The sequence below is a fragment of the Sphingomonas sp. RS2018 genome (genome assembly GCF_054489605.1).
The window spans coordinates 959,833-980,214 of sequence record NZ_JBTMWL010000001.1; the positions used below are offsets into that span (position 1 = coordinate 959,833).

Annotated in this window: 22 protein-coding genes; 17 read left to right on the forward strand and 5 right to left on the reverse strand. The window is 68.8% G+C overall.

Features of this window, described 5'->3' with window-relative positions:
* Window positions 1-59 precede the first annotated feature (59 nt).
* The 6 genes from ftsA (at window position 60) to ACX40P_RS04880 (ending at window position 8,625) form a co-directional block, all read left to right on the forward strand.
* The gene (ftsA, locus tag ACX40P_RS04855) at window positions 60-1,325 is read left to right on the forward strand and encodes a cell division protein FtsA (RefSeq protein WP_459125142.1); all 1,266 of its coding nucleotides are present in this window, start codon (window positions 60-62) and stop codon (window positions 1,323-1,325) included.
* A 99-nt stretch (window positions 1,326-1,424) separates the two neighbouring features.
* On the forward strand, window positions 1,425-2,867 hold the full coding sequence (ftsZ, locus tag ACX40P_RS04860) for a cell division protein FtsZ (RefSeq protein ID WP_459125143.1): 1,443 nt from the start codon (window positions 1,425-1,427) through the stop codon (window positions 2,865-2,867).
* Between the two features lie 138 nt (window positions 2,868-3,005).
* Entirely contained in the window at window positions 3,006-4,724 is a 1,719-nt protein-coding gene (locus tag ACX40P_RS04865; RefSeq protein ID WP_459125144.1) for an SPOR domain-containing protein, read from the forward strand.
* On the forward strand, window positions 4,721-5,881 hold the full coding sequence (locus tag ACX40P_RS04870) for a deoxyguanosinetriphosphate triphosphohydrolase (protein ID WP_459125145.1): 1,161 nt from the start codon (window positions 4,721-4,723) through the stop codon (window positions 5,879-5,881). The genes ACX40P_RS04865 and ACX40P_RS04870 overlap by 4 nt, the downstream gene beginning before the upstream one ends.
* A gap of 95 nt (window positions 5,882-5,976) precedes the next feature.
* On the forward strand, window positions 5,977-7,467 hold the full coding sequence (locus ACX40P_RS04875) for a DUF1800 domain-containing protein (protein ID WP_459125146.1): 1,491 nt from the start codon (window positions 5,977-5,979) through the stop codon (window positions 7,465-7,467).
* Window positions 7,468-7,470: 3 nt separating this feature from the next.
* Window positions 7,471-8,625, forward strand: coding sequence for a DUF1501 domain-containing protein (locus ACX40P_RS04880; protein WP_459125147.1), 1,155 nt, complete (start codon window positions 7,471-7,473; stop codon window positions 8,623-8,625).
* Between the two features lie 150 nt (window positions 8,626-8,775).
* Here the strand turns inward: ACX40P_RS04880 and ACX40P_RS04885 are convergent, their stop codons facing one another.
* Window positions 8,776-9,096 carry a hypothetical protein gene (locus tag ACX40P_RS04885; RefSeq protein WP_459125148.1) on the reverse strand — a complete coding sequence of 107 codons (321 nt, stop codon included), beginning with the start codon at window positions 9,094-9,096 and terminating at the stop codon, window positions 8,776-8,778.
* Between the two features lie 505 nt (window positions 9,097-9,601).
* On the opposite strand from ACX40P_RS04885, the gene argS reads away from it, so the two are divergent.
* Genes argS through tatC form a run of 8 tightly spaced genes read left to right on the forward strand, consistent with a single transcriptional unit; the run spans window position 9,602 to window position 15,941 of the window.
* Window positions 9,602-11,332: an arginine--tRNA ligase gene (gene argS / locus ACX40P_RS04890; RefSeq protein ID WP_459125149.1), complete on the forward strand. Its 1,731-nt coding sequence runs from the start codon at window positions 9,602-9,604 to the stop codon at window positions 11,330-11,332.
* Window positions 11,333-12,070: an SPOR domain-containing protein gene (locus ACX40P_RS04895; protein ID WP_459125150.1), complete on the forward strand. Its 738-nt coding sequence runs from the start codon at window positions 11,333-11,335 to the stop codon at window positions 12,068-12,070.
* Between the two features lie 31 nt (window positions 12,071-12,101).
* Window positions 12,102-13,109: a beta-N-acetylhexosaminidase gene (nagZ, locus tag ACX40P_RS04900; protein WP_459125151.1), complete on the forward strand. Its 1,008-nt coding sequence runs from the start codon at window positions 12,102-12,104 to the stop codon at window positions 13,107-13,109.
* Complete coding sequence (locus ACX40P_RS04905; protein WP_459125152.1) at window positions 13,106-13,840, forward strand: segregation and condensation protein A; 735 nt, start codon at window positions 13,106-13,108, stop codon at window positions 13,838-13,840. The genes nagZ and ACX40P_RS04905 overlap by 4 nt, the downstream gene beginning before the upstream one ends.
* Window positions 13,837-14,412 (forward strand): SMC-Scp complex subunit ScpB, encoded by a 576-nt coding sequence (gene scpB / locus ACX40P_RS04910; protein WP_459125153.1) that lies wholly within the window; start codon window positions 13,837-13,839, stop codon window positions 14,410-14,412. Before ACX40P_RS04905 ends, scpB begins: the two co-directional genes overlap by 4 nt.
* 29 nt (window positions 14,413-14,441) lie before the next feature.
* Window positions 14,442-14,678, forward strand: a complete 237-nt coding sequence (locus tag ACX40P_RS04915; protein ID WP_459125154.1) for a twin-arginine translocase TatA/TatE family subunit — start codon at window positions 14,442-14,444, stop codon at window positions 14,676-14,678.
* A 58-nt stretch (window positions 14,679-14,736) separates the two neighbouring features.
* Window positions 14,737-15,180: a Sec-independent protein translocase protein TatB gene (gene tatB, locus ACX40P_RS04920; RefSeq protein WP_459125155.1), complete on the forward strand. Its 444-nt coding sequence runs from the start codon at window positions 14,737-14,739 to the stop codon at window positions 15,178-15,180.
* Window positions 15,177-15,941 (forward strand): twin-arginine translocase subunit TatC, encoded by a 765-nt coding sequence (gene tatC, locus ACX40P_RS04925; protein WP_459125156.1) that lies wholly within the window; start codon window positions 15,177-15,179, stop codon window positions 15,939-15,941. Before tatB ends, tatC begins: the two co-directional genes overlap by 4 nt.
* A gap of 63 nt (window positions 15,942-16,004) precedes the next feature.
* Here tatC and ACX40P_RS04930 read toward each other — a convergent pair whose 3' ends face one another.
* From ACX40P_RS04930 to ACX40P_RS04940, 3 genes are all read right to left on the reverse strand, one after another.
* On the reverse strand, window positions 16,005-16,139 hold the full coding sequence (locus tag ACX40P_RS04930) for an entericidin A/B family lipoprotein (protein ID WP_459125157.1): 135 nt from the start codon (window positions 16,137-16,139) through the stop codon (window positions 16,005-16,007).
* A gap of 262 nt (window positions 16,140-16,401) precedes the next feature.
* A complete protein-coding gene (locus ACX40P_RS04935) occupies window positions 16,402-17,994 on the reverse strand; it encodes a sensor histidine kinase (protein ID WP_459125158.1) in 1,593 nt (530 codons plus the stop codon).
* A 1-nt stretch (window position 17,995) separates the two neighbouring features.
* On the reverse strand, window positions 17,996-18,187 hold the full coding sequence (locus ACX40P_RS04940) for a NepR family anti-sigma factor (RefSeq protein ID WP_459125159.1): 192 nt from the start codon (window positions 18,185-18,187) through the stop codon (window positions 17,996-17,998).
* Between the two features lie 220 nt (window positions 18,188-18,407).
* Here ACX40P_RS04940 and ACX40P_RS04945 point away from each other — a divergent pair, with 220 nt between their 5' ends.
* The 3 genes from ACX40P_RS04945 to ACX40P_RS04955 all read left to right on the forward strand — a co-directional run bounded on the left by ACX40P_RS04945 (window position 18,408) and on the right by ACX40P_RS04955 (window position 20,149).
* Window positions 18,408-19,205 carry a response regulator gene (locus tag ACX40P_RS04945; RefSeq protein WP_459125160.1) on the forward strand — a complete coding sequence of 266 codons (798 nt, stop codon included), beginning with the start codon at window positions 18,408-18,410 and terminating at the stop codon, window positions 19,203-19,205.
* 54 nt (window positions 19,206-19,259) lie between these two features.
* Window positions 19,260-19,409, forward strand: a complete 150-nt coding sequence (locus tag ACX40P_RS04950) for a hypothetical protein (protein WP_459125161.1) — start codon at window positions 19,260-19,262, stop codon at window positions 19,407-19,409.
* A gap of 74 nt (window positions 19,410-19,483) precedes the next feature.
* Window positions 19,484-20,149 carry a sigma-70 family RNA polymerase sigma factor gene (locus ACX40P_RS04955; protein ID WP_459125245.1) on the forward strand — a complete coding sequence of 222 codons (666 nt, stop codon included), beginning with the start codon at window positions 19,484-19,486 and terminating at the stop codon, window positions 20,147-20,149.
* Between the two features lie 52 nt (window positions 20,150-20,201).
* On the opposite strand, the gene ACX40P_RS04960 is transcribed toward ACX40P_RS04955, so the two are convergent.
* The gene (locus ACX40P_RS04960; RefSeq protein ID WP_459125162.1) at window positions 20,202-20,375 is read right to left on the reverse strand and encodes a hypothetical protein; all 174 of its coding nucleotides are present in this window, start codon (window positions 20,373-20,375) and stop codon (window positions 20,202-20,204) included.
* Window positions 20,376-20,382 lie beyond the last annotated feature (7 nt).

Consider the following 20,382-nt stretch of genomic DNA (forward strand, 5'->3'; position numbering starts at 1 on the left):
GAACGGTACAAAGGTAGCAGGATTATCGGGCTCGCGAGTGCCTGCGGGGGGACTGAGACATGGCGAAGACCGGACCGGAAGGGCTGATTACCGCACTCGACATCGGATCGTCGAAGGTATCGGCGCTGATCGCGCAAAAGGGTGACGGCGGAGAGCTGGTCGTGCTCGGCACCGGCCAGCGCGAGAGCCGCGGTGTGCAGCGCGGCTATATCGCCGACATGACCGCGACCGAGGCCGCGGTGCGCGAGGCGGTGGAGCAGGCGGAGCGTATCGCCGGCATCAATATCGAGGACGTGTGGGTCAGCTTCTCGGCCGGCGGTCTGCTGAGCGATGTCGTGAAGCTGGAGGTCGACCTGGGCGGCCACCGCGTCGAGCAGCAGGACGTCGACGAGCTGCTGGCGGCTGGGCGCGATGCGATCGATCCGGGCGGGCGGATGATCCTGCATGCGCAGCCGATGCGCTACACGCTCGACGGCCGCAACGGGGTGCGCAATCCCAAGGGGCTGCATGCCGACAAGCTGGGCGTCGATATCCATGTCGTCGCCACCGACGGCTCGCCGGTGCGCAATCTCGACCTGTGCGTCCGCTCCGCGCATCTGGAGGTGAAGTCGATCATCGCCGCGCCGGTCGCCACGGGTCTGGCGTGCCTAAGCGAGGAGGAGCGCGAGCTGGGCGTCGCGCTGGTCGAGATCGGCGCGGGCGTGACCAACGTCAGCGTGTTCCGCGAAGGCGTGCTGGCGTCGCTCGCCTCGATCGGCATGGGCGCGGCGGACATTACCGACGATATCGCCTCGGCCTTCGGCACGCGCCGCGCACAGGCCGAACGGCTGAAATGCTTCCACGGCTCCGCCAACATGAGCCCGCGCGACCATCACGAGATGATCGACGTCGCACCCGTCAGCCATGAGGGCGAGGCGGAGGGGACGCGCATTACCCGTGCGCAGCTGAACACCGTCATCCGCGCGCGGCTGGAGCGGCTCATGGTCGAAGTGCAGAAGGAACTGAAGAGGCTGAACTTCGACGATCCGGTCGGGCGCCAGCTTGTGCTGACCGGCGGCGGGGCGGAGCTGCGCGGGATCGCCGACTATGCGCAGCAGGCGCTGGGCCGCGCGGTCCGGATCGGGCGCCCGCGCGGGCTGTCGGCGCTGCCGGAGGCGCACTCGGGGCCAGCGTTCGCGACGCTGGCGGGCCTCGCCACCTTCGCCGCTTCCGATCCGGTCGACCTGCGCTCGATCGAGACGCGTGGTGGCACGACCATCGTGCGGCCGGGGCGGATCGGCGGCTTTGCGGCGCGGCTGTTCTCCGCATTCAAGGCGAATTACTAAAAGCGGCGGACATTGGGACTGGAACCCGTGACGCCCTTCGTGCAAAACGGTTAATCAATTGACGGCGCCGGGGGTATCGTGCGCCTTGGAGACTGGGACATGAGCATCGAATTCCTTCCGCCCGAAGTCGACGAGCTGACCCCGCGCATCAGCGTGATCGGCGTCGGCGGCGCGGGCGGCAACGCCATCGCCAACATGATCCGCGCCGAGGTGCAGGGCGTCGAATTCCTGGTCGCCAATACGGATGCGCAGGCGTTGAAGCAGTCGTCGGCCCCGACGCGGATTCAGCTCGGCACGAAGATCACGCAAGGGTTGGGCGCCGGTAGCCGGCCGGAGATCGGTCGCGCTGCGGCCGAAGAGACGATCGAGCAGGTGCAGAAGAGCCTCGAGGGCGCGCACATGGTCTTCATCGCCGCCGGGATGGGCGGCGGCACCGGTACGGGTGCGGCGCCGGTGATCGCCAAGGCGGCGCGCGACGCGGGCATCCTGACGGTCGGCGTCGTGACCAAGCCGTTCGCGTTTGAGGGCAAGCGCCGCGCGCAATCGGCCGAGGCGGGCATCGAGGAACTGCAGAAGTACGTCGATACGCTGATCGTCATCCCCAACCAGAACCTGTTCCTGATCGCCAACGCCAACACGACCTTCAAGGAAGCGTTCGAGCTGGCCGACGAAGTGCTGCAGCAGGGTGTGCGCGGCATCACCGACCTGATGGTCATGCCCGGCCTCATCAACCTCGACTTCGCCGACGTGCGCTCGGTGATGCAGGAGATGGGCAAGGCGATGATGGGCACTGGCGAGAGCTCGGGCGACGCCCGCGCGATCGAGGCGGCGCAGAAGGCGATCGCCAACCCGCTGCTCGACGGCGTGTCGATGCGCGGCGCCAAGGGCGTGATCGTGTCGATCACTGGCGGCGACGACATGCGCCTGCTGGAGGTCGACGAGGCGGCGAACCACATCCGCGAGCTGGTCGATCCCGACGCCAACATCATCTGGGGCTCGGCGTTCAACCCCGAGCTGGAGGGCCGTATTCGCGTGTCGGTGGTCGCCACCGGTATCGAGGCGAGCGACGACGTGGTCGCGCCGGCTCCGGTCGCCGAGGCGCCGCGCGTCTTCTCGTTCAACGCGCCGCGTCGTAGCGATGCGTCGGCACAGCCCGCCCCGGCGGCCGAGCCCGCCAGCCCCGAGCCGATGACCGGTCCAGGCCCCGATCAGGCTGCGGCTCGCTTCGAGGATGCGCCGGTCGAGGAGACAGGTGCGCAGAGCGCGGCGGATGACGAGCTGGTGCTTGGCGCCGATGCGATGATGGACGCGCCGCCGTCGCTGCAGGCACCGACCGAGACTGCGCAGGAGCCGGCGATCCGCCGCCGCTGGCTGACGGGATCGAGCGAGGACGAGGCCCCGGCCGAGCCTGCGCCCAAGGTGCGGACGGGCGGGACGCTGTTCGAGCGCATGTCGGGCCGCGTCGCACGCGGCGACGAAGCGCCCGCCGACAAGGAACCGCTCGACATCCCGCGCTTCCTGCATCGCCAGAACAACCAGTAACGTGTGCGGACCGGCCCGGCGCCGGTCCCGCCCGCTTCGTCGATGATCCGGGTGCACGGACAGGGTCGGTTCATCGACGGCGGCGCCTGTTTGCGCGGTCCCCGCGTGGATAGCGTCGCCAATCGTCGTACGAAGGTCATGAAGCCGCTTTTCCTCCTCCATCTCCTGAGCTGTGTGCCGCTGGCGCTGTGTCCCGTGGCAGCCGTGGCGCAGGAGGTCGTCGCCGCGCCGACGCCGACCGCGGATGCGCTCGCCGCGCAGATGCGGCTGCTCGCCGCCAGCCCGCGCAACGTCACCGCGCTGATCGCCGCCGCCGATCTCAGCACCCGGCTGGGCGACGCTGGTGCTGCGATGGGCTTCCTGACGCGCGCGCAGGCGGCGGACGCTGCCGATCCCCGCATCCTCGCGGCGCGTGCGAACGCCTTTGTGCTGATGGAGCGACCCGGCGAAGCACTGCGGCTGTTTGCGCAGGCCGAGGGGCGGGGTGTGGCGATGGCGTCCTATCTGTCGCAGCGCGGCCTTGCCTACGACCTGATCGGCCAGTCGGCCTATGCCCAGCGCGACTATCGCCGCGCCCAGGCGGACGGCGTGGACGACGAGACGACACGGCGGCTGGCGCTGTCGCTCGGCATTTCGGGTCAGCGCAACGAGGCGCTGACGCTGCTCGACCCGCTGGTGCGGCGCAACGACCGCGCGGCATGGCGCGCGAGGGCCTGCGTGCTGGCGCTATCGGGCGATGTGTCGGGCGCCCAGTCGATCGCGACGGCGATGATGGCGGGGGGCGCGGCGCTGACCCCGTTCTTCACGCGCCTGCCGACGCTGTCGATCGCCGACCGGGCGTTCGCCGTCCATTTCGGCGAGATGACCGCCAGCCCGGCGCGGATGGCCGACGCCCGCCGCGCGCCGTCGCTCGCGCCCTTGCCGGTGGCCGCCGCGCCGGTGGCGGTCGCGTTGGCGCTGCCGCCCACCCGACCCGCGACGCAACCCAGTAACCGGCGCACGATCCGACCCGGTCGTCAGCCGATTGAGACGGCGTCGGTGCCGACCGGCATGACGCTTACCGCCCGCCGCGTCGAAACGCCGCCGGCCACGACCGTGGCGCCGCAGGTGACCGCACCCACGGTCACGCGGTCGACTATGCCGACGCAGGTCGCACAAGCCGGCACCGACTGGACGCGCGCGCTGGCGCCGCTGTCGGTCGCTCTCGCGCCGGTCAGCGAGCCGAGCCCGCCGCCTGCGGCGATACCGCCGACCCCGGCTTCGGTAATCGCTTCTGCCCCGCAGCCCGTGGCGCCTGTCGTGACGCCCGCCGCCATCCGGCCGGCGCGGGTCGCGGCCGCGCCGATCCGCACACCCGAGACGGCGCGTCGCAACACCGCGCTGCTCGCGTCGATCATCGACACGATCTCGGTGCCGAAGTCGGAGGTTGAAGCGCCGGTCCGCTCGACCCGCCGCGCCGCCGCGCCGGTGGTAACGGCGGCTACGAACTCCGCGGTGACGGGGAAGAAGAAGGACCCATCCAAGCCCGTTGCAAAGCCCGCCGAGAAGAAGCCCGTCGAGAAGAAGCCAGACCCGGTGAAGGCCGAGCCAGAGCGCTGGTGGGTGCAAGTCGCCGGTGGCGCCAACGAGAATGATCTGGGCAAGGCGTGGAAGGCGGTCTCCGCCAAGTCCGACGCGCTAAAGGGCAAGGCGGCCTACGTCACGCCGTCGCGCGCCACCAACCGCGTGCTGTCCGGCCCCTTCAAGACGCAGGCTGAGGCGATGGCGCTGGTCAACCGACTGCGCAAGGACGGCGTGTCGTCGTTCGCGTGGCAGAGCGAGGGCGGGCAGAAGGTCGCCAAGCTGCCCGCCAAATGATCGCGCCATGGGCGGCGGTTCCGGGGCGGAGCAGGGGGCGACTGTACGACGAGGGCGACCAGACGGCACGCGGCCCCCGCGACGCCTTCCAGCGCGACCGCGATCGCATCGTTCATTCAATCAGTTTCCGCCGATTGCGCCACAAGACGCAGGTGTTCCTGGCGCCTGACGGCGACCATTTCCGCGTCCGCCTGACCCACAGCCTGGAGGTCGCGCAGATCGGGCGTACGATCGCGCGGGCGCTGGGCCTCAACGAGGATCTGACCGAGGCGCTGTGTCTCGCCCATGACATCGGCCATCCGCCGTTCGGCCATGCCGGCGAGGACGCGCTGAAGGAGGCGCTCGCCGATCACGGCGGGTTCGACCACAACGGCCACACGCTGCGCGCGCTGACCGAGCTCGACTCGCCTTATCCGCGCTGGAGCGGGCTCAACCTGACGTGGGACACGCTGGAGGGGCTGGCGAAGCACAATGGTCCCGCCCATGCGCCGGGCTGGGCGCTGGCGGCGGTCGATGCGCGCATGCCGCTGACGCTGGGCGCGTGGCCGTCGCTAGAGGCGCAGGCGGCGGCGCTGGCGGACGATATCGCCTATGACAATCACGACATCGACGACGGATTGCGCGCCGGGCTGCTTACGCTCGATCAGCTGCTGGCGGTGCCGCTGGTCGCGCGAGGATGGGACGCGGTCCGCGCAAAGTTCGCCGACGTTCCGCCCGCGCGACTGATCGGCGAGCTGATCCGGTCGCAGATCGGCGCCATGGTCAACGACTTGATCGACGAAACGCGGAGCGCCATCGCGGCGGCGGGCATCGGCGATGTCGAGGATGTCCGCGCGGCGGGGAGGGCGCTGGTGCGGTTTTCGCCGGCGATGCGCGACGACGAGCGTAGCCTGAAGCGCTTCATGTACGCCAACCTCTATCACCATCCCAACCAGCTGGCGGCGGCGGCGGCGGCGCGGCAGGTGGTGAGCGGATTGTTCGCGGCCTATCGGGACGATCCTACGGGGATGCCGCCTGAATGGCGCGAGCGCATGCCGGACGGCGAACCTTACCGCAGTCGCCATATCGCCGACTTCATCGCCGGGATGACCGATCGCTACGCCATCACGCGGTATCGCGAGACGGTCGGCGAGATCGCGCTGCCCGAAGGGTTCTGACGCCACCGGTCGAGGCGTCCGAGCGACGAACCGAGCGGCTGACATAGTTGTGCGACAGCGGAGGCGCATAGCGGACCTCTGGAGGTGCCTGAGGCATGACCGACGCCGATATCGCTCTCAACCGCTTCGGCTTGGGCGCGCGCCCGGGCGACACGCCCCCGGCCGCGCCGCGGCGGTGGGTCGTGGATCAGTTCGATCGTTTCGAACTGCGTCCGGCGGCACTGGCTGAAGCGCCGACCTCAGCACAGGCAGCGGCGTCGCTGATCGCCTATCAGCAGGCGCGCCAGACCATGCGAGCGGAGCAGCGCGAGACGGCGCCCGCGGCGGATGGTAACACCACGGGCGCGCGAACCCCGGCCGGACCGCGCCGCGTGATGCCCGACGCCGCGGCACCTATGACCGACAGCCAGCGAATGGTCGCCGCCAACCGGCGCGAGGGTCGCGACCATTATGTCGCATCGATCGGCGCGCGGATGGGCGCGGCGCTGACGACGCCGGCGCCGTTCGTCGAGCGGCTGGTCCATTTCTGGGCCAATCATTTCGCCATCTCGGCGGACGGGATGCGCGTCGTCGGCTTCGCCGGGCCGTTCGAGTTCGAGGCGATTCGGCCGCATGTGCTGGGCCGCTTCCGCGACATGCTGTTCGCGGTCGAGCGGCATCCGGCTATGCTGTTGTACCTCGATCAGGCGCAGTCGGTCGGGCCGGACAGCGTCCTCGCTCGTGCCGCGGCAGCACGGACGGCGCGGGGGAACGGGCAGGGCCGGACGCTCGGCCTGAACGAGAATCTGGCGCGCGAGATCATGGAGCTGCACACGCTGGGCGTCCGCACCGGCTATACGCAGGGCGACGTGACCGAATTCGCGCGGGCGATGACCGGCTGGACGGTCGCCGGGCTGGGGCGCGGCGGTCGGATCGAGGGCGCGCCGGGGGCCTACAGCTTCGCGCCGCGGCTGCATCAGCCGGGTGCGCGGACGATCATGGGCCGTACTTATCCGGAAGGGGGCGAGGCGCAGGCGGCCGCGGTGCTCGACACGCTCGCTGCGCATTCGGCGACGGCGCGGCATGTCGCGACGAAGCTGGTGCGCCATTTCATCGCCGACGATCCGCCCCCCGCCGCGGTCGCGCGGGTCGAGGCAGCGTTCCTGCAATCGGACGGCGACCTGCCGACCGTCTACCGCGCGCTGGTCGCCGCGCCTGAGGCTTGGGCGCCCGCACCCGCGAAGTTCAAGACGCCGTGGGAATGGTCCGTCTCGACACTGCGGGCGCTGGGCGTGCGGCAGCTGGCCGGGCAGCAGACGGCGGGGCTGCTGCAGCAGCTGGGCCAGCCGGTGTGGCGGCCCGGATCGCCCGCCGGATGGGACGATGTCGCCGCCGCCTGGGCCGGGCCGGACGCGATCCTGCGCCGGGTCGAGGCGGCGGAACGCTTCGCCAACCGTGCCGACCAGACCGCCGACCCGCGCGCGCGGGCCGCCCAGCTGTTCCCCGGTGGCGTCTCCCCGACGACGGCCCAGGCGATCGCGCGGGCGGAAAGCCCGGTGCAGGGGATCGCCCTGCTGCTCGTATCCCCCGATTTCCTGCGGAGATAGATCATGCTGACCCGTCGCGCCTTCGTCTCGACCGGCACGCTCGCCGCGCTCGGATCCGCCTTCGCTCCTCGGCTGTCGTTCGCGGCGGCGCCGACGAACAAGCGGTTCGTCTTCATCATCCAGCGCGGTGCCGCCGATGGCCTCGCGATGCTGGCGCCGATCGGCGACCCGGCGTTCGCCGCCGCGCGCGGGGTGCTGGCGCAGGAGGCGGCGACCGGTGCGAAGCTGGATGCGATGTTCGCGCTGCACCCGGCGATGACCAATGCGGCGGCAATGTATCGCGGCGGCGAGGCGCTGTTCGCGCATGCCGTCGCGTCGCCCTATCGCGACCGATCGCATTTCGACGGGCAGAATGTGCTCGAGAGCGGTGGACGTGCCGCCTATGCGCAAAAGGACGGCTGGCTCAATCGCCTGCTGGCCGCGCTGCCGCCGGCGGAGGCGAAGGGGATCGCGGTCGCCGCGACGGTGCCGATGGCGCTGCGCGGGCGGGTAGAGGTGGCGTCCTATGCGCCCTCCGCGTTGCCCGATGCGACCGACGACCTGCTGGCGCGGGTGACGCAGCTCTACGCCACCGACCCGCAGCTTCACGCGCTGTGGGAGCAGGCGAACGCAACGCGGGCGCTGACGGGCGATCTGGCGGCGGACAACGGCCGCAACGCCGCCGCGACCGGCGCGCTGGCGGCACGGCTGCTGGCGCCCGCCAATGGCGCGCGGGTGGCGATGATCGAAACCGGCGGATGGGATACGCATTCGGCGCAGGTCGGGCGGCTGAACGGGCAGCTGCGCGGGCTGGACGCAATGGTCGCCGCGCTGAAGACCGGGCTGGGGCCGTTGTGGGCCGATACGATGGTGCTGGTCGCGACCGAGTTCGGGCGGACGGTGGCGGTCAACGGCACCGGCGGCACCGACCATGGCACCGCGTCGATGGCGATGCTGTTCGGTGGCGGTGTGAAGGGCGGTCGGGTGATCGCCGACTGGCCGGGCCTCGCGACCGCGAACCTCTACGAAGGCCGCGACCTGAAGCCGACGACCAGCCTCGACGCGCTGATCGCCGGCGCGACGGCGGTGCATTTCGGGATCGACCCGGCCCGCATGGCGAGCGCGCTGTTCCCGGCTATCGGCCCGGTCCGTCCCGTCCAGGGGCTGGTCCGGGCCTAGGGCGTATCGCCATTCGGCCCAGACGGGCCTGCAAAGCGCCGTTTTCCTGTGCTTCGGTGCTCACGTACCTGAAGTACGCTGCGCTCCGATGCTCGGAAAACCACCCTTTTCGGCTCCGCCTGAGCCGAATGACGATACGCCCGATCGACCTCAGTTGGCGGTGCTGGCGAGCACCGCCGTGGTCGATTGCACGCGCGCGCCGTTGCTGGCGCCGCGGCTGTCGGCGACGCGGAAGCTGACCGGCGTGCCGCCGGCGTGACCGCGCACGCGGCCGTCGCGCACCGACAGGCGGAACGGCAGGTCGCCGGGCTGCGACCTGCCGGTCAGGACGGTCGCGCCGTCGTTCGTCTTGGTCGAGGTGAAGACGTAGGTGACGCCCTCGTGCGTGAAGCGCTGCTGATCGGAGGCGGCAACGGCGTTGCCGGTCAGGGCGAGCGAGGCGACGGCGAACAGGCTGAAGAACTTGGTCATGATGGCACTCCCGTTATGATCGGTGCTGCCAGTCATCCCCTCCGAAACCACGGCCATCATATTGCAGTGCACAACGCCCGCAATCGCACGCATTGCGATCGTCATTGCGCCTGACGCAATCTTGCCAACGTCCTGCACCTGCCGCAGCGGCGCGAAACGGTCACCACCCTTCGCGGCCAGTCGATTCGCATCGACAGCGACAAACCCCGCGCCATCTCGATCGACAGAGAGGTGCTGGCCCACCCCCGTCGCCGCGAAGATCGCGGCCGGCATCATCGACGTGATGGTGCCGGCATAGATTTCTCCCCTCCCTGACAAGGGAGGGGTCGGGGGTGGGTAGCCATCGGGCGGACGCGACGCCTACCTACAAGCCGACTCACCCCTAGCCCCTCTCCTGTCCAGGGAGAGGAACGGTCGCGTCATCCCAACCGCGCCAGCGCCGCCGCCAGTCGGTCGAGCGACCCGGTGTTCAAGTCGGCACGCATGTTCTAAGCGCACGCGCGTCATGACACTCTATCCACGCTTCGCCGCCCATCTCGATTCCGCCCTCGACGCGCTCGTCGCCGCCGGCACGTTGCCCGCCGGGCTCGACCGCCGCGCCGTGACGGTCGAGCCGCCGCGCGACGCCAGCCACGGCGATCTCGCCACCAACGCCGCGATGGTGTTGGCGAAACCGGCCGGCACCAACCCGCGCGCGCTCGCCGAGGCGCTGGCGGGCGAATTGCGTGCGGTGGCGGGGGTCGAGGCGGTGTCGGTCGCCGGGCCGGGCTTCATCAACCTGTCGCTGGACGAGGCGACGTGGCGCGACGAGCTCGCCGCGATCGTCGCGGCGGGCGCCGACTATGGCCGCTCGACCGCGGGGCAGGGCATCACCGTCAATATCGAATATGTCTCGGCCAATCCGACCGGGCCGATGCACATGGGCCATTGCCGTGGCGCAGTGGTGGGCGATGCGCTGGCCAGCCTGCTGGAGTTTGGCGGGCACAAAGTCATCCGCGAATATTACGTCAACGATGCCGGCGGGCAGGTCGACGTGCTCGCCCGCTCGGCGCACCTGCGGTATCGTGAGGCGCTGGGCGAGGATGTCGGTGCGATCCCGGAGGGGCTGTATCCGGGCGAGTATCTGATCCCGGTCGGGCAGGAACTGGCCGCCGAATTCGGTGATCGCTATGCTACGGCGCCGGAAAACGAATGGCTGGCGACGTTTCGCACCCGCGCGGTCGCCGCCATGATGACGCTGATCCGCGCCGACCTCGCGCTGCTCGGCATCCATCACGACGTCTTCTCGTCCGAGGCGGCGCTGCAGGCGGCGGGCAAGCCCGAGGCGGCGGAAGCCGTGCTGCGCGCGCGCGACCTCGTCTATGACGGGGTGCTGGAGGCGCCGAAGGGCGAGACGCCCGAGGACTGGGAGCCGGTCGTGTTGCCGCTGTTCCGTTCGACCCAGTTCGGCGACGATCAGGATCGCCCGATCCGCAAGTCGACCGGCCAATGGACCTATTTCGGTGCCGACCTAGCCTATCATTTCCAGAAGGCCGAGAATGCCGATCAGCTGATCGACATCTGGGGCGCCGACCATGCCGGCACCGTCAAGCGCATCGTCGCGGCGGTGCAGGCGCTGACGCAAGGCAAGACGCGGTTCGACGTGAAGCTGGTGCAGATGGTGCGCCTGCTGCGCGCGGGCGAACCTGTGAAGATGTCGAAGCGCTCGGGCAATTTCGTCACGCTGGCCGATGTCGTGCGCGAAGTCGGCAAGGACGTCGTCCGCTTCACCATGCTGACCCGCAAGGCCGATGCGCAGATGGACTTCGACTTCGCCAAGGTGGTGGAGGCGTCGAAGGACAATCCGGTCTTCTACGTCAACTATGCCCATGCCCGCGTCCATTCGCTGCACCGCCGCGCGACTGAGGCCGGGGTCGTGCTGCCCGAGCATGCCGACCTGTCCCGACTTGGTACGGCGGACCTGGCACTGGTGAAGCGTGCGGCGCAGTTTCCGCGGCTGGTAGAGGCGGCGGCGGCGGCGCGGGAGCCGCACCGGATCGCCTTTTATCTCTATGACTTGGCCGCGGAATTTCATGCCCACTGGAACGCCGGCAACGACGATCCGGCGCGCCGTTTCCTCCTGCCCCACGATCCTGGGCTGACCGCCGCGCGGCTTTTCTTGGCCGATGCGATCGGGCAGGTAATCCGTAACGGTCTGGCCGTAATGGGCGTGAACGCGGTCGAGGAGATGGGATAGATGAATGTGCGCCGTGACGGCGACCTGCCGGCCTTTGCCGACGACGATCGGCTGCCCTGGCTTGAGTCGGCGGACGACGATTATCGGGAGGGTCCGTCGCCGGTGCGCGTCATCGTACTGGTGGCGATCGGCCTGGCGCTGATCGCGGCGGCGGTGTGGGGCTTCAACGCGTGGCGCTCGCAGGGCAGCGGCCCGGTCGGCTCCGGCGAACTCATCGCCGCGCCGGAAGGCGACTATAAGGTCAAGCCCGACGAGCCCGGCGGCATGAAGGTCGAGGGCGAAGGCGACACCGTCTTCGCCGCATCCGAAGGCGGCAAGACCGAGGGCACGATCAACACGCGGGCAGTGCCCGAAGCGCCCGTGGACGGCACGGCGGCGGCACCGCAGCCCAGCAGCGGCGCGGGCACGGCCAGCGTCACCGCCAGCGTCCCCGCCGCCGGTGGCCGGCTGACCGCCGCGGCTCCGGGCGTGCCGGTGCCGAAGGCGGCGGTGCGCACCGGCGGCAGCGGCTTGGTGCAGCTCGGTTCCTTCCCCAGCGAAGCGTCGGCGAACGCGGCCTGGGCGGCCACCTCGCGCCGGTTCAACTATGTCGCGGCACTCGGCCAGTCGATCGAGCGCGCCGAGGTCAACGGCCGCACCGTGTACCGCCTGCGCGTCAACGCCGGCAGCAACGACAATGCCACGGCCATCTGCGGCAAGCTGAAGGTCGCGGGCGAGGCCTGTTTCGTTCCCAACTGACAAGCGGGCGGGGCGGCGATAGGATGGCGGCATGAAGCCCGTCATCTTCGGCCTGTCCGGCCCGTCGCTTACATCCGAAGAGCGCGCGTTCTTCGCCGTCGCCGATCCCGTCGGTTACATATTGTTCGGGCGCAACGTCGCCGATCGCGCGCAGTTGCGCGCCCTGACCGACGATCTGCGCGCGCTGTCGGGGCGTGACGACCTGCCGATCCTGATCGACCAGGAGGGCGGGCGCGTCGCGCGGATGAAACCGCCCGAATGGCCGGCGTTCCCCGCGGGTCCCGCCTTCGACGCGCTCTATGCGATGGCGCCGATGTCGGCGATCGCCGCGGTGCTCGCGAATGCGAAGGCGCTGGGCGCGATGCTGGCCGAGGTCGGCATCACCGTCGACTGCGCGCCGCTGCTCGATCGCCGTTTCGACGACACCGTCCAGGCGGTCGCCGACCGCGCGTTCGGCGGTGACGCGATGCAAGTGGCGGCGCTCGGGCGGGCGACGCTCGACGGGCTGGCGGCGGCGGGCGTGGTCGGTGTGGTCAAGCATATGCCGGGCCACGGTCGTGCGGGGGTCGACAGCCATTACGAACTGCCCGTCGTGCACGCGAGCGACGCCGAACTGGCCGAGGACATCGCCCCGTTCGCCAAGCTGGCGTCGCATGCGACGATGGGCATGACCTGCCACGTCGTGTTCGAGGCATGGGACCCAGAGCAACCCGCCACGCTGTCGCCCACCGTCGTCGCCGAGGTCATCCGCGGTCGCATCGGCTTCGACGGGCTGCTGATGACCGACGATATCGACATGAAGGCGCTTTCGGGCACGCCGGCCGACAAGGCAGCTGGCGCGATCGCTGCCGGGTGCGACGTGGTGCTCGACTGCTGGGCGCGGATGGACGAGATGGTCGCCATCGCCGACCGGCTGGACGACATTACGCCGGCCGCGAAAGCACGGCTCGATCGGGCGATGGCGGGGGTGGCGACGCCGGGCGCAGTCGACATGGCCGAGCAGATCGCGATCCGCGACACGTTGCTGGCGCTGGTGTGACGGCGGGCGCGCCCGAACAGCTGACGCTGGACCTGGAGGGTTGGGAGGGGCCGCTCGACCTGCTGCTGACGCTGGCGCGGACGCAGAAGGTCGACCTGAAGGCGATCTCGATCCTCGCGCTGGTCGAACAGTATCTCGATTACATCGACCGGGCGCGCGACCTGCGGCTGGAGATGGCGGCCGATTATCTCGTGATGGCGGCGTGGCTGGCGTACCTCAAATCGGCGCTGCTGCTGCCACGCGATCCCGAGGAGACGCCGGATCCCGAGGACCTGGCGCTGCGCCTGCAACTGCGGCTCGAGCGGCTGAACGCGATGCGGGAGGCGGGGGCGCGGCTGGTCGCGCGCGACCGGGTGGGGCGCGACGTGTTCCTGCGCGCGAGCCCCGAGGGGCTGCGCACCGTTCGCCGCTCGCAGTGGAGTGCGGACCTCTACGACCTGATCGCCGCCTATGGCCGGATCAGCGCGCGGACGCGGCCGGTGATGCATGTCGTTGCCGCTCGCGACGTGATGACGCTGGAAACCGCGATCGCGCGCGTGTCCGAACTGGTGGGCGCGCGGATCGACTGGACGGCGATCGAGCGCTTCCTGCCCGCCGACGCCACGGCAAACTATCGCCGCTCGGCGCTCGCCTCCAGCTTCGTGGCGGCGCTGGAATTGGCGCGGCAGGGGCGGATCGACCTGCGTCAGGCGGGCGCCTTCTCACCCCTGTACCTGCGCGCCGCGTCGTGACGCCCGAACGATCGCTGGCCCGTGCGGTGGAGGCGGTGCTGTTCGCCGCCGAGACGCCGCTGTCGCCCGCCGATCTGCGCGCGCATGTCGGTACGGCAGCGGACGTGGGGGGCGCGCTGGCGACGCTGGCGACCGACTATGCCGGGCGCGGCATCGATCTGGTCGAGCGGGGTGGCCGCTGGCATTTCCAGACCGCCGCCGATCTCGCCCATCTGCTCCGGCGCGAGCGTGAGGACAGCCGCAAGCTGAGCCGCGCCGGCATCGAGACGCTGGCGATCGTCGCCTATCACGAGCCGGTCAGCCGCGCGGAAATCGAGGCTATCCGCGGGGTACAGATATCCAAAGGAACGCTGGACGTGCTGATGGAAGCGGGCTGGATCCGCCCCGCCGGGCGCCGCGAGGTCCCCGGCCGTCCGCTGCTGTATGCGACCACGCCGGGCTTTCTGACGCACTTCGGGCTGGAGAGCCGGCGCGATCTGCCGGGCCTCGAAGACCTGCGCGCGGCGGGCTTGCTCGATCCGGTCGACCTCGCATTCGAGAATGCCGTGGAAAATCCCGACGACGACGACTAGATAGGCGGCGAAGACAAGGAGTCGATCGAATGGGTAGTATGAGTCTGGTTCACTGGCTGGTCGTGGCCGTGATCGTGATCCTGCTCTTCGGTGGCAGCCGGTTCTCGAACATGATGGGTGACGTCGCCAAGGGCATCAAGCAGTTCAAGAAGGGCATGTCGGAGGACGACGAGACGTCGACGCCGACCACTCGGCTCGAGGCGCACAAGCCGGTCGAGCCTGCCTTCACGCCCGAGAAAGAGCGTACGCCCGACGAGCGTCGCTGATCCCGCCTGCCACTCAAGATGGCCGTTTGCGCATCCGGCGCGGGCGGTTGGATGCTGAATGTTCGATGTAGCCCCGACCGAACTGCTGCTCGTCGCGATCGTGGCGTTGCTGGTGATCGGCCCGAAGGATCTGCCCAAGGCGATGCGCTTCGTGGGGCATTGGGTCGGCAAGGCCCGCGGCGTCGCGCGTCAGTTTCGGTCCGGGTTCGACTCGATGGTGCGCGAGGCCGAGCTCGCCGAAATGGAAAAGAAATGGGCGGATGAGAATGCGCGGATCATGCGCGAGCATCCGATGACGCCCCCCGCCGACGCTCCCGCGGCCGATGCGCAGCCGGCGCTGCCCGCCCCCGAGCACGATTATCATGATCCCTATTCCCGCGATCCGGTGTTCGACACGCCTGACGCGCAGGGGAGCGACGTGACCGATGCGCCCACCACGACGCCGGCGCCGGTGATCCGGCCGGCCTTCGCCGATCGCACGCAGGACGGCGGCGCGGCATGAGGGATATCGACGATACGCAGGCGCCGCTGCTCGATCATCTGGTCGAGCTGCGCCGCCGCCTGCTGTTCTGCGTGGTCGCGATCGTGCTGTGTTTCGCGGTGTGCTTCTATTTCTCGAAGCCGATCTTCGCCTTCCTCGTGCACCCGCTGGTCGCGGCGGGGCAGAACAAGATTTATTTCACCCAGCTGTTCGAGGCGTTCTTCGTCCAGATCAAGGTCGGCTTCTTCGCTGCGATGATGCTGTCTTTCCCGATCATCGCGATGCAGCTGTGGCAGTTCGTGGCGCCGGGCCTTTACCGCAACGAGAAGCGCGCGTTGCTGCCGTTCCTGCTGGCGACGCCGGTGCTGTTCACGATGGGCGCCGCGCTCGCCTATTATATGGCGATCCCGATCGCGGTGCATTTCCTGCTGAGCTATCAGGGGGAATTGGGCGGCGTGCAGCAGGAGGCGATCCCGACGGTCGCACCGTACCTGTCGTTCGTCATGCAGTTCCTGTTCGCGTTCGGCCTGTCGTTCCTGCTGCCGATCCTGCTGATGCTGCTGGAGCGGGCCGGGATCGTGACGCGCAAGCAGCTGATATCCGCCCGCCGCTACGCCATCGTCGGCGCGTTTGGCATCGCGGCGGTGCTGACGCCGCCGGACATCGGGTCGCAGCTGATGCTCGCGATCCCGCTGGTCATTCTTTACGAAATCGCGCTGATCGGCATCTGGTTCACCGAGCGCAAGCGCGCGAAGATCGCCGCCGCCGAGACTTCGGCCTGACAATACGAAAACGGCCGCGGCTCCGGTGGGAGCCGCGGCCGCGCGCGTCTGGCTGAAAGCCGCTTACTTCGACTTTTCGGCGGTCTTCGCGACCGTGTCGCCGGCCGAACTGACGTCGCGGCCGACACCTTCGACGGTGTTGCAGGCCGCCAGCAGGACGGAGCTGGCCAGGACGGCGGCGGTGACGATCTTGCGCATATGCTACTCCTCGAATGAAACGCTCAACGCGCAATGTCCGAACCCGCAGGATCGTTCCCGCGGATGGCCTTGTTTTGCGGCAAGTGGGGGAGGGCGTTGGCCCTGAAAGGATTAAGGCCCGAAAGCGTCACCGGGGGGGGGAGGGTTGACGCTTCCGGGCCTATGTCTTGGATAGCGAGAGCGGGGGGGCTTAAGGTCGCTATCCGAGGTAGTTAACGGCGATCGGGACGATGGGTTCCCAACGGCACGTCGATTTTTTTGCCTAGTCGCGCCCGACAACGGCGATGCCGATCTCGAACGCGCCGACCAGCAGATCGTGATGCAGCTTTCCGCGCAACTGCCGCGACAGACCTTCGAGGATGCGGCCGTAGCGCGGCTGCAGCAGCGCCTGCAGGGCCTCACCGTCGATCAAAGCGGGCGCGCTCAAGCGGAGGATGGCACGATCATCGCTGTCGCTCGCACGCAGCGAGATGCGCACCTGCGTAACGGGCTGGGCCGTCATCGCGAGCTCGACGATCTCGGTGATGAGGAAGGCCACAGCGACGGCCACGTCCTGATTGACGAGGAACGGTTCCAGCTCCAGCGTGATGCCCATCCGCGCCGATCCGTCGGGGGCGGTCGCGCGAATGTTGGCCGCCAGCTCGCCGATCACCGACCGCAGCGACAGGCCGCGATGGACCTCCATCTCGGCGAAATGGTTGCGGTGGACGACGGCGAGCGCGTCCACGCGGCGCTGGATCGTCGCATAGGCGGCGATGACGCCCGGGTCGGCGGCGCTGCGGGCGTGCAGGCTGATGAGGCTGGCGATGACCTGCAGGTTGTTCTTGACGCGGTGATGTACCTCGCGCGTCAGCTTGGTCTGGCGGTTCAGCCCCTCCGCCAGCTCCTGTTCGTGGACGACCAGCGTGCGGCTGAGCGAGGCGAAGGTGTCGCCGAGCTCGCGCAGTTCCTGCGCCGGCGGCGTGCCGAGCAAGGCGGGGTCGAACTCGGTGCCCGGCCGATAGCTGCCGACGCCTCGTTGCAGGCGCCGCAGCGGCCGGATCAGCAGTGCGTCGACAACGATCCAGCCAATCACCGATGCCACGACCCACATCACCACGGGCAGCAGCATCGCGACAATCGCCGGCGACGTGATCGGTGCCGCCGCCGAGGTCATGTCGAGCATCACCCCATCGAACCCGATGTCGGTCAGGACGCGATCGCGTCGCCCGACCAGCGGCAGGTCGCTGTCGTGGAGGTGCAGGGCGGCGTCGTCCGCACCGACCAGCCGCATCTCATAAGGCGCAGTGAAGCCGCTCGGGCGGCTGGCCTGCGCCAGGAAAGCAAGAGGGAAGAACAGCGACGCGCGGCCGCTGCGTTTGGCGACGCCGACGGTCAGCGTCAGCCCACGGCCCTCGACGATGCGAGCGTGCAGGCCGTCGGCTTCGGGGGCGACTGCGTCCGGCACCGCTTCACCGCAACGCAGGGTGCCGCTCCGGTCATAAATCGCGAAGACCGCGCCCGCCGCCGTGGCCGGCGCAAAGATGCCGCGTATGCGCGCGCAGGTGGGCGCGTCTTCAGGGTCGGATTCGATCGCGCGTAGCGCGCTGCGCAGGGCGTTCACGTCGCCCAGCAGCTCGATCGACAGGGCGCGCGAGCTCTCCGCCGCTGCGAGGCGCAGGCGCGAGCGGTTCTCGATGTCGGCGGGCCGGGTCGTCTGAAAAGCGGCGATGACGACGATCAGCGCCAGCGGCAGCAGCGCTGCGCTGAGGATGACGAAGATCTTTGCGCCGGTCGGCAGGCGGGAAAAGAGAAAGGAGGTCCGCGATGGCGATCCAGCGTCGGGCTCCTCGACCGGCCCGGCGTCGGAGGACATCTCAGCCGAGCTTTTTCAGGAGATCGAGCATCTCGTCGGGCACGGTTTCGGAGATGGCGTCCTGATAGACCGCACGCAACGCATCGCCGACATTGCTGCCTTCTCGACCGCTCTTGTTCCGGGTCGATTTGACCGGCTCCATCGTACGGTCGTCCTTCCTTGCGCTCACCATGTCCCCCTGGTCGACCCGCATCGCGGGGCAATACGTCCTGTCGCAAGTCATGCTGTCGTGCGCCGGCGGGGGAGCACCAAATTTGCTTGCGAGCGCCGATGAAACCAAAGACGCGCTCGTTAGTTCCAAGGGTCGGCGCAATTTCGGGGGAGGGGGACTCTCTTTCGGCACTGCACAGACAATAACGCAGCGAAACGGGGCAGAATGCCGCGTTTCGCGAAGCCAGGAGTTAGAACCGCACATGTCGCTCGGACAGCAGCTTGCCCCCCATCTTCCCTTTCTGCGTCGGTACGGCCGCGCCCTGACGGGCAGCCAGTCCGAGGGCGATCAGTATGTTCGTGCGACCCTGGAGGCGATCGTCGCCGCGCCGGAGGAATTCCCTCGCGACGTCGATCCGCGGCTAGGTCTCTATCGCACGTTTCAGGCGATCTGGGGGTCGACCCATTCCGACAACCGCGTCGAGCCCGACGACATCTCGTCCGACCAGGAAACCGTCGCGCGTGCCCGTCTGTCGCGGATCGCGCCGTTGTCGCGTCAGGCGCTGCTGCTGACAGCGATGGAGGGCTTCACGGTCGAGGATACCGCGTATCTGATCCGTCAGCCGGTCGAGCAGGTCGACGATCTGGTCGCCGAGGCGCTGGCCGAGATCGATTCGCAGACCCGCGCCCGCGTCCTCATCATCGAGGACGAGCCGATCATCGCCATGGATATCGAGACGATCGTGCGCGACCAGGGCCACGAAGTGACCGGCGTCGCCGTTACCCGCGACGAGGCCGTCGCGCTGGCGATGGAGGATCGTCCGGGTCTGGTGCTGGCCGACATCCAGCTGGCCGACGACAGCTCGGGCATCGATGCGGTAAAGGACATCCTCGCCAAGTTTGACGTCCCCGTGATCTTCATCACTGCCTTCCCGGAGCGTCTGCTGACCGGCGAGCGGCCGGAACCGACCTTCCTCATCACCAAGCCGTTCCAGCGCGCGACGGTGAAGGCTGCGATCAGCCAGGCACTGTTCTTCGATTCGACGACGGCACCGGAATAACCGCGGGCGAATAAAATTACGGACCCAAAACGACTTCTGGCCGTTGGAGGATGCATGTCGAACGATATTGATTCCCAGGGTCACCAGCATGTCGATACCGATCGCGCGCGCGCGGGCTCCACGCCCGGCGTGACGCGGTACGTGCTCGGCATTTCGCTCGTGCTCGTTGTCGTCGTTTTCGCGCTGATCTACTTTTTGACCTGAGAGGCCCTATGTTTGTGGACCTCGCCGCATCGCCCCCTGATCGGCTATCGTCGGGTCACGCCCGCGAACGGAAGATGATGACGCCTGAAACAATCGAAGACGACGATCAGGATTCGCCGACCGTCGAGCCTGTTCCGCATGTTCCGTTGAGCGATGCGGAGTTCAAGGTTCAGCTGGGTCAGGTCATCCCGCATCTTCGCGCGTTCGGCCGCTCGTTGTCGGGCAGTCGAGATGTCGCAGACGATCTGGTGCAGGAAACCTTGCTCAAGGCATGGGCGGCGCGTCAGCGGTTTCAGGCCGGTACGAACATGCGCGCGTGGACCTTCATCATCCTGCGCAACCTCTACCTTTCTCAGATGCGACGCGCCCGGTTCAAGGGCGAATGGGACGACCTAGTCGCCGACCGCATTCTCGCCGCACCGGCAAGCCAGGACCGGCATGTCGAACTGACCGACATGCAGCGGGCGTTGCTGCACCTCCCGCAGCCGCAACGCGAGGCGCTGATCCTCGTCGGCGCCGGTGGGTTCGCCTATGAGGAGGCCGCGGAAATCTGTGGCGTGGCCGTCGGCACGATAAAGAGCCGTGTCGCGCGCGGTCGCGTCGCGCTTGAGAGCCTGTTGACCGAAGGTCGTCTGCCCTCGCGGCGCGATCACGACGGTGGCAGTATGAGCACGCTGGACACGATCATGGGTGAAGTGGATACGCTCAGCCGTGATGGACCGGGCGGGCGCAAAGTCTGAAGCGAGGGTGGAGGGTCGCGTTGAAACGCAGGCCCCCCTCCGCTTCTGCCGATTACGACAATTTTTGCAGCAGCTTGACGAGTTCGCTCGGCAGGCCGACCGGCTGGCCGTAGATGCGGCGCAAGCTGTCGCCGACCGCATCGCACGCCCGCGGGGACGCCACGATGACCGGACGGTTCTGAACTTGGCTGGCGTAGGCATCGACCATGCCGCAAGTAACTCGCATACTACGG